Here is a 12611-nt window from a genome sequence, read left to right as displayed (position 1 = left end):
CCGTCGCGCCGCTGCCGGGCGCCGCGCCTTTGACGGAGGCGCAATCGCGCCTTAGCGGCGCGGAGCGCTGGGACGGCGTCGCCGAGAAAGGCGTCGCCGCGGCCTGGAGCGGCCTCGACGCCATCGCCGCCGCCGATCCGAGCTTTGACGGCAAAACCTTTCTCGACGGCGCGCGCCGCGCTTATGAGATGATCGTTGTCGCTTTCGCGAAAGGGGATCGCGACACGCTGGCGCCGCTGCTCTCGAAGGAAGTATTCGACGGCTTCGCGGCGGAGATCGCGCGCCGCGAGGAAGCCGGCGAAACCATGGAGACCGCCGTCGTCGCCATGGATTCCGCGACGGTCGACGCCGCCCGCGCCGTCGGCGGCCGCAATGAGGTCACCGTGCGCTTCGCGACGCGGCTGATGAATGTGCGCCGCGACCGCGCGGGAGAGACCATCGACGGCGGGCAGACGCGCAAGGTCGTGGAGCGTTGGACCTTCGCCCGCGACCCGAAAGCCGCCAACCCCAATTGGAAGCTCGTCGCGACTCAGGCCGAAGACTGAGCGGAATTTCCGCGCCGAAGCGCCCCGTCGCTTCGGAGTATGAAATGCTTTTGGCGATGTCGGCATGTTGGAAAAGGCGGATTTCGAGGCGCTGGCGGGGTTCGGGCGCGATGATCTTTCCGCCGCCTTCGCCGCCTTCCGCCGCTCCGCCGAAATCATCGTCGCGCGGGCGAGCGAGCAACGGCCCGCGCAGGCGCCATCGCCCGCGCTGATCGCGGCGGCTCGCGTCGCGCTCGAGGGCGCCGACAATCCCGAGGCCTTCTTTCGCCGCTGGTTTCGCCCACACTTTATCCGGCGCGAAGGCTTCCTCACCGCCTATTACGAAGTCGAGGTCGAGGCGCGGCTCGCGCCCGAGCCCGGCTTCGAGACGCCGGCGCTGTCGCGCCCGCCCGATCTCGTCACCCTGAACGACGCCCCGCTCGAAACGCCTTCGGGCGAAATTCTCACCAGCGCGAAGCGGCTCCCCGACGGCGCGCTTGTCCCCTATCCCGACCGGCGCGCCATCGAGGAGGAAGGCGCGGCGCAAGGCGCCTATCCCCTCGCCTATCTTCGCGATCCGGTCGAACTCTTCCTCATTCAGGTGCAGGGCTCGGCGCGGCTGCGTCTGCCGGGCGGAGAGACGTTGGCGCTGACCTATGACGGGCGCAATGGCTGGCCCTATACGTCCGTCGGACGGCTGATGATCGAGCGCCAGCTGGCGGCGGCGGCGGATATGTCGCTCGACGCGTTGAAGGCGACGTTGCGCGGCCTCGGCCTTGGTCCCGGCGCGCCCGGCCGGCGGCTGATGCAGGAAAACCGATCTTATGTATTCTTCCATATTGACGGGTCGGAGGCGCGGCGCCTCGGGCCCATCGGCGGGCAGGGCGCGCCGCTCTCGCCCTTTCGGTCGATCGCGGTCGATCGCTCGATCTGGGCTTACGGCCTGCCGTTCTGGATCGCGGCGCGTTTGCCTTGGGAGGACGAGGCGGAGACGGAGTTTCGGCGCTTGATGATCGCGCAGGATACGGGATCGGCGATCGTCGGACCGGCGCGGGCCGATCTTTTCTTCGGCGCGGGAGAGACGGCGGGCCGGCTCGCGGGCCGCGTGCGCCACAAGGCGCAAATGGCCGTGTTGGCGCCGGTCGATGACGGAGGGGGCGCGTGAGCGAAGACAATCCGCGTCGTCACGCGCGCCGCCTCTCCCGCGGCGAAGCCGACTTATGGGCGAAGGCGACGGCCGACGTTCGCCCTTCCCGAACCCGCCCGAAAAAGCCCGTCGCCAGCCCTGCGCCGCCGGGGGAGCCGGTCCCCCCGCCCGCCGCTCCGGCTCCGACCATCCCTGCTACGCCCGCGCGGGCGCCGAAGCCCGCGCCGCCCGTCCTCGACATCGACCGCCGCACCCGCGTCAAATTGAAACGCGGGCGCCTCGATGTCGACGCCAAGATCGATCTTCACGGAATGCGGCAGGCGGAGGCGCAGCGCGCGCTCAATTCTTTTCTGCGCCGCGCCCAGGCGGATGGGGCGCGCATCGCCATCGTCGTGACCGGCAAAGGCGCGACGCGCGACGAGGGCGGCGTGCTGCGCCGGGTCGTGCCCTTGTGGCTGGAGGCTGCGGCTCTGCGCGACGTCGTCTCCGGCTTCGGATCGGCGGCGCGTCATCACGGCGGCGAGGGCGCGCTTTACGTGCGCATCCGCCGCGCCCGCTGACGTCGCCTTAAGCCTCCGTCGCCGGCAGCGCGATCGGCTCAGCCGCTGGGCGCGTCAGGAAGGCCGCGGGAATATTGGGCTTGCCTTCTTCCGTCAGGTAGTAATGTGCGGAATCCGGCGGCGCGCGCCATTCGAAAGCGTCGAGCTTTCCGGTCACGGGCGAGATCGGCAGCCAGGTCTTGGCGACGACGCCGTCGGCGATCCAGACGGGATCGCGCGGGGCGCGGCTCGCCCGCGCGAGCCATTCGCGCACGGGCCCGGACGGCCCATGTTCCGCGTCCTCGATTTCCGCCATCAGCAAGCAGGTATGCGCCGTCGGATGCCGTCCTTCCGCGACGAGCGGCGCGAGCGCGGCGCGCGCCTTGGCGAAATCGCGCGTCGACAGCGCGATTTCCGCGACAAAATGGCGGCTCTCGGGCGCATCGGGCGCCGTTTTGGCGAGCTTCTCCACCCGCGCCAGCTTGGCGCTATTGGGCTCGCTCGACAGCGCTTCGAGATAGACGGCGGCGAGGTCGGGATGCGGCTTCGTCGTCCATAAGGTCTCGATGAGCTTCAAGGCGCGCTTGCGGTCGCCGTGACGGATCAATACGCGCGCGGTCGTGACGGCGGCGGGCCAGAATCCGGGCCGCCGCTTCAGCGCCTGGCGGGCGAGATGCAGCGCGTCCTGCGGATGGTCGCGCTCCTTCTCCATGGCGAGCGCAGTTTCGACGACCGCGCGCAGATTCTGCGCCTCCTGCGCGTCGATCGCCTTGGCGACGAGGCCGGCTTCGATCGCTTCGCGCGCCTTCGCCCAATCGCCCTGCGCCGCGTGATGTTCGAGCATGGCGGCGCCCGCCCAGGGCAGCGGCGCAATGTCATGCGCCTCTTGGGCGAAATGCTGCGCCGCCTCGGCGTCCTCGCGCCGTTTCGCCTCTATGTGCAGGCCGCGGAGGCCGAGAAGCTTCGTGTCGTGCTTCAGCGTCATCTTGTGGAAAGTTTCTTCCGCAAGACGCCGGTCGCCCGCGAGCTGCGCCGCCTGCGCCTTGAGCACCTGCGTCAGGGGTTCGCTCGGCAGCAGCCGTTCGGCGACGACCGCCGCCTTGCGCGCGCGCGCCACATCGCCCGAGCCGACCGCGATCAGGCCCTGCGACACCGCTTCAAAGCCCTTGTCGCGCCGCCGCAGGCGCGAGCCGCCGCTCCAGCGCCCCGGCAGACGCACCAGCGCCGTGGCGATCGCCCAGAGCACGATGATGGCGGCGATTGTCGCCAGCAGTCCGGCGACGGCGACGGGAATCGAGGCTTCGAACTGCCAGCCGCCGACATCGAGCGTCAGCGAACCGGGCTGTTCGATCAGCCATCCGAGGCCAATGGCGAGCGCCGCCAGGACGACGATGAAGAGGAAGAGAAACAGCATGGCGATTTGTCCCGCTTATTTCTTTGCGCCGCCCAGGCCGGCGACGGCGCCGTGCAGCAGATCCTCGACGGCGCGCGCCGCCGCGACGCGCGCCTGCAGCGCCTCGCCGAACTCTTTGGCTTCGCTTTGCGCGGCTTCCGGCAAGGCGACGAAGGCCGCATGCGCCGCGAGCAGATCGCCATGCGCGAGGTCCGCGTCGATCTTTGCGACCTTTTCGTCCGTCGTCTGCGCCGGCGCCTGCCCAGAAGGATGCACGCGCACGAGCTTGCTCGCGCCTTTCAGCAGGCGTTCGCTGAGGTCGCTTGGAGGCGGCTCGGATTCGAGCGCCCGAATTTTCTTCGCGGCGGGCGCGAATTCGGCGCGCAGATGCGCGGCGGTCGGCGCGCCTTTCTCCGCGAAAGGCGCGAGCGCGGCGAGCGCCGTCGGATCGGCGCCGAGCTTTTCCAGGGCCGCCATCTCATGGACGAAGGGCCGCCCCATCTCCAATTCGTGTTGCAGCTTTGTCGCGACGACGGCGATCGCCGCGAAGGAATCGGGCGCCGCCGCCGGGGGCGGAGCCGCCGCCCATGTTTCGGGGGCGGCGCGCGTTTCGTTCTTGGGCGAATCGAGCCGCTCGCGCAGCGCCTTGATCTCGTCCCCGAGTTCGTCGATGCGGCCTTCGAGCGCGGCCAGCAGGTCTTTCGTCGAGAACGCGCCTTCCTCGGCGGGCTTCGGCGCTTCGCCCGACCTGGCCGCGTTGGCGACGGCCTCGGCGGCGGTCTCTACCGCCGTCTTGGCGGTCGTTTGCGCCATCTCGGCGGCGGCTTGAGCGGATCTGGCTTCGGCCTCGGCGGCTTCGGCGGCGGCGCGCGCCTTTCGCGCCGATTCTTCAACGGCGTCGAGGCGCGCCTCTAGCGCGTGGACCTGTTTTTCCTCGATCGCCGGGGCGGGAGCGCGCGGCGTCTCGGGCGCGATCTCGGCGCGCTTGAGCTCGCTGACGGGCGCTCTCGTTTCGCGCGCCGCTTCGATGCTTTTTGCTGGCGGCTTCGACTCGCCAAGCAGCGCTGAGATCTTGTCCTTGAGACCGGCGACGCCCGCCTCGCCTTGCGCGAAATAGGGTTCGATGGCGTCGGCGACGAGCTTCAGTCGCGCGTCTTTGTCCTTGAAGGCGATCGCCGCATAGCCGCCAGCGCCGGCGACGATTGCGAGAAGGAGCAGCGCCGAGAGCAGCCCGACGGCGGGCGAGCCTTTGCGCTTCGCTGGCGGCTCAGGGGGCGGCTCTAGAGGCGATTCGGCCGTTTCGCTTGGCGCCTGCGGCGTTTCGATGGGCTTTTCTTCTTCCTCGCTTGGCGAGACCATGGCGTAACCCCCAGCTGTCCCGCCTTCTATATAGTTGAAGCTTCGACGCCCGCAAAACCGGCGACGCTTCAGCCCGTCGCTTCGACAAGCTGCAATGTGCGCCGCGCAATGTCGAGATGCAGGCGCTCGACCATTTTGCCGTCGATCTGCACGACGCCCTTGTCGGCGTTTTCCGGCTCGTCGAAAATGGCGATGATCCGGCGCGCGAAGTCGATCTCCTCGGCGCTCGGCGCGAAGATTTCATTCACCGGCGCGATCTGGTTCGGATGAATGAGCATCTTGCCGTCGAAGCCGAAGTCGCGCCCCTGTTCCGCCTCGCGCCGCAGCCCTTCAAGGTCGTTGAAGTCGTTGTAAATGCCGTCGATGATCTCGATGCCGTGGACGCGCGCGGCGAGCACGCCCGCCGACAGCCAGGCGGCGAGCGCCGGCCGTCCGGGCGTCAGCCGCGCGCGCGTCGATTTGGCGATGTCGTTCGGCCCGAGGACGAGGACTTCGAGGCGCGCCGCCCGGTCGTCGGCGGCGCTCGCGATCTTCTCGATATCGAAGACCGCGCGCGGCGTTTCGATCATCGCCCAGAGCCGCGTCTTATGCGGCGCGCCGGCGGCGACGAGATCGGCGGCGGCCCTGAGAATCTCGTCGCGCGAATTGACCTTGGGCAGCACGATGGCGTCCGGCCCCGTCGGCGCGATCGCAGCGATATCGGGCTTATACCATTCCGTCCCGCGGGCGTTGATCCGCACGACGAACTGGCGCGCGCCATAGCCGCCCTCTCGAATCGCCGCCGCGGCCTGTTCGCGCGCCGTCGCCTTGGCGGAGGGGGCGACGCCGTCCTCGAGTTCGATCATCAGGACGTCGGCGGCGAGCGTCTTGCCCTTCTCCAGCGCCCGGGCGTTCGAGCCCGGCATCGCCAGCACGCTGCGCTTCAGTCGAGAAATCATCCAAACCGCTCCCTCTCGCGGAGGTCCGCCCCCCGACCGCCCTTGACCTTGCCGCGTGATCTACACAATAAGCGCCGGGTCCGCCAACCGGGGCGCCCATTTCCAAAAAATCGCGCGCGTCTTCCTGACGCGGGCGAAGGAGCTTACGACTCATGGCCGCAGAGGCATCCCCTCCAGGCGCGGGCTTGCCGCCCCGGCTTCTCGAAGGCTACGAGGCTTTCATCAGCGGGCGGTTCCTCGCCGATCGCCGCCGTTTCGAGGAATTATCCGCCCAGGGCCAAACGCCCCAAACGATGATCATCAGCTGCTGCGACTCGCGCGTCGCGCCGGAAGCCGTCTTCAACGCCGGCCCCGGCGAGCTGTTCGTCCTGCGCAATGTCGCCGCGCTCCTGCCGCCCTACGAGCCCGACGACCATTATCACGGCGCTTCGGCGGCGCTCGAATACGCTGTCATGGCGCTCAAGGTCACCGACATCGTCGTGCTCGGCCATGGCCAGTGCGGCGGCGTCCAGGCCTATGCGGAAATCGCCGCCGATCCCCATGCGCCGCGCCTCAGCCACAGCGATTTCGTCGGCGACTGGATCAAAATGCTCGGGCCGGCGGCGGAGCGCCTGGGCCTTCCCCCCGATCCCGACGACAGAAGCTATGTCGAGCGGCTCGAATTCGAGGCGGTCAAACAGACGCTCGTCAATCTGCGCACGTTCCCCATGGTTCAGGTGCTCGAACATCATCGCCATTTGCGGCTGCATGGCCTGTTGTTCCGCATCATGGACGGTCGGCTTTTCGAGCTCGACGAAGCGAGCGGCGTGTTCAATCCCGTAGGCGACGGGGCTTACGCCGCCGCCTTCGGCGAGCCGCGGTTTTGACGCCGCAAGGCGCGGCCGACGCGCTCGGCATCCCCTTCATCGAGGGCCTTCGCGAGATCGCCGATCGCTATGAGGCGATCCTCTGCGACGGCTGGGGCGTGCTGATCGACGGCAAGCGGCATTTCCCCGGGGCCGCCGACGCGTTGCGGCGATTTCGCGACAAGGGCGGCGCCGTCGTCGTCATCACCAACGCCTCGCGGCCCGACGACGAAGTCCGCCGCCAGCTTCTTAAGCTCGGCGCCCCGCAGGAGAGTTTCGACGATCTCGTCTCGGCGGGCGAACTCGCGCTGCGCGAAATCATCGCCCGCAAGGGGCAGAAAATTTATCATCTCGGGCCGGCCTTCGACGAGGGGCTGTTCCGCGAGGCCGCGCGCCGCCTCGGCGCGCCGGTCGAGCGCGTCGACCCGGAGGCCGCCGATTACGTCGTCTGCACCGGTCTCGACAATGAGAAAAAGGAAAAGCCTTCCGATTACGACGCGCGGCTCGCGGCGCTGAAAGACCGTGGACTGACGATGCTTTGCGCCAATCCCGATATCCTCGTCGGCGTCGGAGACGATATTTATTATTGCGCCGGCGCCTTGGCGGAACGCTACGCCGCGATGGGAGGCAAGGTCGTCACCTTCGGCAAGCCGCAACCGCCGATCTACGACGCCGCGCTGGAGCGGCTCGAACGTATCCGCGGGGGCAAAATCGAGAAATCCCGCATTCTTGCGATCGGCGACGGCGCCTTCACCGATCTCGCCGGCGCCGGCCGCGCCGGCCTCGATCTTTTGTTCATCCTCCATGGCGTGCATCGCGACGAGCTTCACCCCGCAGGCGGCGATCTCGACGCGACGGCGCTCGCGCGGCTCTTCGAATTGGCGGGCGCGCGTCCGAAAGCTTTGGCTCCCGAGCTTTTCTGGTAAAAGAGGGTGAGCGGCAAGCATTCCCGCGGCCCAATCCAATGAAACCTCCGGTGACTCCCATGTCGACGCCGTTCAAAATCTATTATTTCGAGGATCTGAGCGTTGGCATGCGCGAAACGCTGATGAAGGCGGTAATGGACGACGATGTGATCGCTTTCGCCGATCTCTCCGGCGACCGCAATCCGATTCATCTTTCCGATCATTTCGCGTCGAAGACGCGCTTTGGCGAGCGCATCGTGCATGGCCTCTATACGGCCTCGTTGATCTCGACCGTCATCGGCATGTATCTGCCGGGCCCGGGCGCCGTCTATCTTTCGCAAACCCTGAACTTTCGCGCGCCGGTGAAGATCGGCGACGTCATCACCGTCGTCGTCGAGGTCGTCGAACTGATCGAGAAAGGCAGACGCGCCAAGCTGAAATGCGAATGTCTCGTCGACGGCAAAGTCGTGCTCGACGGCGAGGCCTGCGTGATGGTGCCGAGCCGCGAGCAGGCCGCGCGCCCGGCGCCGCCCGCGCCGGCGGTGGAGAAGCCGGCTTCGGCCTAACGCGCGGGTCCGCGCCTTGTCCCGCCCCTTCACCGTTGCGCACGATCCGCAAGCGCCGCCGCCGGGCTTAGAGGGCGCCGTCGCCGCGCTCGGCAATTTCGACGGGCTGCATCGCGGCCATCGCGGCGTGATCGCCCGCGCCCAGGCGCTCGCGAGAAAACTCGCCCGCCCTTGCGTTCTCCTGACCTTCGAGCCCCATCCCGCCGACGTCTTCGCCGGCCGGTCGGTGATTTTCCGCCTCACTCCGCCGGACGCCAAGGCGGCGCAGGCGGCACGCCTCGGGCTCGACGGCATGATCGTGCTCACCTTCGACAAGGAATTTGCGCAAAGCCCAGCGCGGGTCTTCACGGAAGACATTCTGCACAAGCGCCTTGGCCTCGCCGCCGTCGTCGCCGGCTATGATTTCCGCTTCGGCGCCGGGCGCGAAGGCGGGCCGGAATTTCTCGTTTCCGAAGGCGCGCGGCTCGGCATGATCGTCGAGATCGTCGACCGCATCACCAAGGACGAAGAGGGCAGTTTGGAGGCCGTCTCCTCCACCGCGACGCGCGAAGCCCTGGAGCGCGGCGACGCGGCGCTGGCGCGAAGACTCCTCGGCCATCCCTATTTCGTGCGCGGTTTGGTGATCCATGGCGACAAGCGCGGTCGGCTGCTTGGCTTTCCGACGGCGAATATCGCGCTGGACCCCGCGAACCGCCTGCGCCACGGCGTCTATGCGGTGACGATCGAGATCGACGGCGCGACGCTTGCGGGCGTCGCGAGCTTCGGCCGTCGCCCGACCTTCGACAATGGCGCGCCGCTCCTGGAAGTCTTCGTCTTCGATTTCGACGGCGATCTTTACGGCAAGGAAGTCGAGGTCGCCTTCTACGGCTTCCTCCGCGGCGAAGAAAAATTCGACAATATCGACGCCCTGATCGCGCGCATGCATGAGGATACGGCGAAAGCGCGGGAGATACTTTCCGCCCGATAAATCTCCCGTGCTATGGTCAAGCGCAAAGCGGGAGAATGAAAATGGAAGAACTTATCGCCAATTGGAAGACCATGAAGGCTGATCTCGAAAGACAGCTCGCTCTTTTCGAGCCGCCGACCAATATGCACACTTCTTCGGACGGCAAAGACACCACGAAAAAATCGAAAAAGCGCGTGCGTCGCTGCATCGAGGAATTGGAAGAACTTATAGAGATTCATGAGCCCGACCGGACGTAAAGGATGCCAATGCGATCTGGTTCGGAACAGGCGCGAAATTCCGTTCTACTTGAGAAGCTTTTCGATCGTTTCGAAATGCCATTCGGTTCCGCCGCGGCGCATTTCGACGCCGTCCCTCCCGTCCATGAACACGATCTGCTCGGTGTAGGAGACGCGGGTCCGCTCGCCATCCGGCGTAAGGTCGAGGCTCGACAAGGTGACGGAATGCAGCTCATCGGCAAGGCGGAGGTCATAGACGAAGACAAGGCGACGGTCCGGCTCGATGACGTGATAGCGCGCCTCGAAGAGCGTCGTCATGGCGTTCTCTTCGAAAACGCCTTCGGCCACTTCGACGCCGCCAACGCGAAAATCCATCGATCGGCGCACCTCGGTCCATAGTTCGGGCGGGCCGCGGAACCATTGCGCCTTGAAGGCCGGATCAGCCCAGGCGCTGAAAATGCGCTGAGGCGTCGCCGCCCATATGTGCTTTAGTGAAAATGTTCCATGAAATGAGGGAAGGGCAGTCATCTTTCGCCTTTCTTGGCCGTGGAAGGGAGAAGCTCTTCGGGTTTTTCCTCGCCTTCGATCAGTCTTTCGATTTGATCGAAGCGGTATTCCCACAATTGGCGGCGTTCGCTCAGCCAGCGTTCGACGCGCAGAACCGCGTCGCTCGAAATGCGGCATTCCCGGGTGCGTCCGCGTTTTTTTGTGACGATGAGGCCGCTCGCTTCGAGCACCTGAACATGCTGCTGGATCGCCGCGAGCGACGACTCGTAAGGCTTGGCGAGTTCGCTGACGGAGGCCGGCCCCTTTGAGAGGCGGTCGAGAATCCCCCGTCGCGTCGCGTCGGCAAGGGCATGAAAGGCCCTGTCCAGCTCGTTTTGATACTCAACCACTCACTTAAGTAAGGCGGTGGATCGCAAAAAGTCAAGTGACCACTTAAGTTTTCTAAAGAGAGAATTGCACGACTGGCGTGGCCGCCCGCTTTCCTTGACACTTCCGGCGGGCGCGCTTATCACCGGCGCGTCATCTCGTCAGAGATAACCCTAGTTCAAGCCTATTCGCCCGGGAGGCGAGGGGCCAACGTCCGGCAGCGCGATGCGCCCCCGGGCGCGTTTTGCTTTGGAGCCGCCCATGTTCGAGAGCCTTTCCGACAAGCTCTCCGGCATTTTCGACAAACTGACCCGCCGCGGCGCGCTTTCCGAAGCCGACGTCAATGAGGCGCTGCGCGAAATCCGCCGGGCGCTGCTCGAAGCGGATGTCGCGCTCGATGTGGCGCGCTCCTTCTCCGACAAGGTCCGCGACCGGGCGGTCGGCGCCGGCGTGATCAAATCGGTCACGCCCGGCCAGATGGTCGTCAAAATCGTCAATGACGTGCTGATCGAGACGCTCGGCCAGGACGCGCAGCCGATCGACCTCGCCGCCGCGCCGCCGGTCGCCATCATGATGGTCGGCCTCCAGGGCGCGGGCAAAACCACGACGACGGCCAAGATCGCCAAAAGGCTCAAGGAGCGCCACGGCAAGCGCGCGCTGATGGCCTCGCTCGACGTGAAGCGGCCCGCCGCGCAGGAGCAGCTCGCCGTGCTCGGCCGCCAGGTAGAGGTCGACACGCTGCCGATCGTCGCCGGCCAGACGCCGATCCAGATCGCCAAGCGCGCAATGGAGGCGGCGCGCCTTCAAGGCTATGATGTGGTGCTGCTCGACACCGCCGGCCGCACGCATATAGACGAGCCGCTCATGGAGGAGATGGCGGAGATCAAAGCCGCCTCCAAGCCCCATGAAATCCTGCTCGTGGCGGACGCCCTCACCGGCCAGGACGCGGTCAATCTCGCGCGGAACTTCGACGAGCGGGTGGGCCTCACCGGCATCGTATTGACGCGTATGGACGGCGATGGACGCGGCGGCGCGGCCCTCTCCATGCGTTACGTCACCGGCAAGCCGATCAAGCTCATCGGCGTCGGCGAGAAGATGGACGCGCTCGACGAATTCTCGCCGACGCGCATCGCCAATCGCATTCTCGGCATGGGCGACATCGTCGCGCTGGTGGAAAAAGCCGCTCAGGCGATTGACGCCGAACAGGCCCGCAAGGCCGCCGAGCGGATGGCCAAGGGCAAGTTCGATCTGCAGGACCTTTGCGATCAGCTCGCTCAGGTCGAGAAGATCGGCGGCCTTGGCGGCATCATGGGGCTCCTTCCCGGCGTCGCCAAGATGAAGGACCAGATCGCCTCTTCCGGCTTCGACGACAAATTGGTGAAGCGCCAGCGCGCCATCATCCTGTCGATGACGCCCAAGGAGCGGCGCAATCCTGACCTGCTAAAAGCTTCGCGCAAGAAGCGCATCGCCGCGGGCTCCGGCGTCAAGGTCGAGGAGATCAACAAGCTCTTGAAGCAGCATCGGCAGATGGCCGATCTGATGAAATCCTTCGGCGCCGGCAAGCGCGGCGGGATGATGGGCAAGGCGGCGCAAATGATGGGGCTCGGCCCCGGCATGCAAATGCCGTCGCAGGAGGAGCTTCAAAAACTTCAGGAAAAGCTCGGCGGGCCGCAGCCGTCCGGCGGCGGCGGACTTCCCGCCGCGCCGCCCGCGGAGCTTTTGGCGAAAAAGCCGGGTCTGCCCGGCCTGGGATCGGGAATGCTCGGCGGGTTCAACCCCTTCGGGAAGAAGAAATAGGGCAGTCGGCGATGGGCAGTCGGCAGTCGGTTTCTCGACCTCCCGACTGCCTATTGCCGACTGCCGAGACACAAACGAAACAGGAAAACCGATATGTCGCTTAAAATTCGTCTCGCTCGCGGCGGCGCCAAGAAGCGCCCCTTCTATCGCGTCGTTATCGCCGATTCGCGCTCGCCGCGCGACGGCCGCTACATTGAGAAGATCGGCTATTTCGATCCGCTGAAGGAAAAGGACGCCGCCGACCGCCTCGTGCTCGACGCCGAGAAGGCGCAGGCCTGGATCGCCAAGGGCGCGCTGCCGACGGATCGGGTCGCGCGGCTCCTCGAGAGCGTCGGCGTCGGCAAGCGCGAGGCGCGCAACAATCCGCAAAAGGCGCAGCCGAAGAAGAAGGCGCAGGAGCGCGCCGCCGCGGCGGCCGAAGCCGCTGGCGCTGCGGAAGCTCCGGCGGCGTAAGGAATGCGCGGCGCTTGCATTCGCCCTCATGCTGAGGAGGCTCCGCAGGAGCCGTCTCGAAGCGCGAGGGCGGCGGCGCCCGATGCGATT

Annotated in this window: 15 protein-coding genes; 10 read left to right on the top strand and 5 right to left on the bottom strand. The window is 66.6% G+C overall.

Annotated features, from left to right (window positions below):
• The 3 genes from V3H18_RS10185 to V3H18_RS10175 all read left to right on the top strand — a co-directional run.
• Nucleotides 1–545 (top strand): Tim44/TimA family putative adaptor protein (locus tag V3H18_RS10185; RefSeq protein WP_332081922.1); only part of this gene is annotated, 545 nt, incomplete at its 5' end.
• Between the two features lie 64 nt (nucleotides 546–609).
• Nucleotides 610–1689, top strand: a complete 1080-nt coding sequence (gene mltA / locus V3H18_RS10180) for a murein transglycosylase A (RefSeq protein ID WP_332081921.1) — start codon at nucleotides 610–612, stop codon at nucleotides 1687–1689.
• Nucleotides 1686–2231 carry a Smr/MutS family protein gene (locus V3H18_RS10175; protein ID WP_332081920.1) on the top strand — a complete coding sequence of 182 codons (546 nt, stop codon included), beginning with the start codon at nucleotides 1686–1688 and terminating at the stop codon, nucleotides 2229–2231. Before mltA ends, V3H18_RS10175 begins: the two co-directional genes overlap by 4 nt.
• Before the next feature lie 7 nt (nucleotides 2232–2238).
• Here the strand turns inward: V3H18_RS10175 and V3H18_RS10170 are convergent, their stop codons facing one another.
• From V3H18_RS10170 to V3H18_RS10160, 3 genes are all read right to left on the bottom strand, one after another.
• A complete protein-coding gene (locus V3H18_RS10170) occupies nucleotides 2239–3624 on the bottom strand; it encodes a heme biosynthesis protein HemY (protein WP_332081919.1) in 1386 nt (461 codons plus the stop codon).
• Nucleotides 3625–3639: 15 nt separating this feature from the next.
• On the bottom strand, nucleotides 3640–4962 hold the full coding sequence (locus tag V3H18_RS10165) for a COG4223 family protein (RefSeq protein WP_332081918.1): 1323 nt from the start codon (nucleotides 4960–4962) through the stop codon (nucleotides 3640–3642).
• Nucleotides 4963–5030: 68 nt separating this feature from the next.
• Nucleotides 5031–5900, bottom strand: coding sequence for an HpcH/HpaI aldolase/citrate lyase family protein (locus V3H18_RS10160; RefSeq protein ID WP_332081917.1), 870 nt, complete (start codon nucleotides 5898–5900; stop codon nucleotides 5031–5033).
• Nucleotides 5901–6052: 152 nt separating this feature from the next.
• Here V3H18_RS10160 and V3H18_RS10155 point away from each other — a divergent pair, with 152 nt between their 5' ends.
• The 5 genes from V3H18_RS10155 to V3H18_RS10135 are packed head-to-tail and all read left to right on the top strand — an operon-like array spanning nucleotide 6053 to nucleotide 9419.
• Nucleotides 6053–6766, top strand: coding sequence for a carbonic anhydrase (locus tag V3H18_RS10155; RefSeq protein WP_332081916.1), 714 nt, complete (start codon nucleotides 6053–6055; stop codon nucleotides 6764–6766).
• Nucleotides 6763–7671, top strand: coding sequence for a TIGR01459 family HAD-type hydrolase (locus tag V3H18_RS10150; RefSeq protein ID WP_332081915.1), 909 nt, complete (start codon nucleotides 6763–6765; stop codon nucleotides 7669–7671). The genes V3H18_RS10155 and V3H18_RS10150 overlap by 4 nt, the downstream gene beginning before the upstream one ends.
• Before the next feature lie 59 nt (nucleotides 7672–7730).
• Entirely contained in the window at nucleotides 7731–8216 is a 486-nt protein-coding gene (locus V3H18_RS10145; protein ID WP_332081923.1) for a MaoC family dehydratase, read from the top strand.
• A gap of 16 nt (nucleotides 8217–8232) precedes the next feature.
• Nucleotides 8233–9183, top strand: coding sequence for a bifunctional riboflavin kinase/FAD synthetase (locus tag V3H18_RS10140; RefSeq protein WP_332081914.1), 951 nt, complete (start codon nucleotides 8233–8235; stop codon nucleotides 9181–9183).
• Nucleotides 9184–9224: 41 nt separating this feature from the next.
• Nucleotides 9225–9419, top strand: a complete 195-nt coding sequence (locus tag V3H18_RS10135) for a hypothetical protein (protein WP_332081913.1) — start codon at nucleotides 9225–9227, stop codon at nucleotides 9417–9419.
• A 45-nt stretch (nucleotides 9420–9464) separates the two neighbouring features.
• Here the strand turns inward: V3H18_RS10135 and V3H18_RS10130 are convergent, their stop codons facing one another.
• Nucleotides 9465–9926, bottom strand: a complete 462-nt coding sequence (locus V3H18_RS10130; RefSeq protein WP_332081912.1) for an SRPBCC family protein — start codon at nucleotides 9924–9926, stop codon at nucleotides 9465–9467.
• Nucleotides 9923–10294, bottom strand: a complete 372-nt coding sequence (locus tag V3H18_RS10125; RefSeq protein WP_332081911.1) for an ArsR/SmtB family transcription factor — start codon at nucleotides 10292–10294, stop codon at nucleotides 9923–9925. The genes V3H18_RS10130 and V3H18_RS10125 overlap by 4 nt, the downstream gene beginning before the upstream one ends.
• Before the next feature lie 238 nt (nucleotides 10295–10532).
• On the opposite strand from V3H18_RS10125, the gene ffh reads away from it, so the two are divergent.
• Nucleotides 10533–12068 (top strand): signal recognition particle protein, encoded by a 1536-nt coding sequence (ffh, locus tag V3H18_RS10120; RefSeq protein ID WP_332081910.1) that lies wholly within the window; start codon nucleotides 10533–10535, stop codon nucleotides 12066–12068.
• Nucleotides 12069–12161: 93 nt separating this feature from the next.
• On the top strand, nucleotides 12162–12521 hold the full coding sequence (rpsP, locus tag V3H18_RS10115; protein ID WP_332081909.1) for a 30S ribosomal protein S16: 360 nt from the start codon (nucleotides 12162–12164) through the stop codon (nucleotides 12519–12521).
• Nucleotides 12522–12611 lie beyond the last annotated feature (90 nt).

The sequence above is a fragment of the Methylocystis borbori genome (assembly GCF_036576025.1).
GTDB classification, from domain to species: Bacteria; Pseudomonadota; Alphaproteobacteria; order Rhizobiales; family Beijerinckiaceae; genus Methylocystis; species Methylocystis borbori.
Note: the sequence above shows the minus strand (reverse complement) of the source record. Positions and strands in the feature narration are given on the sequence as shown.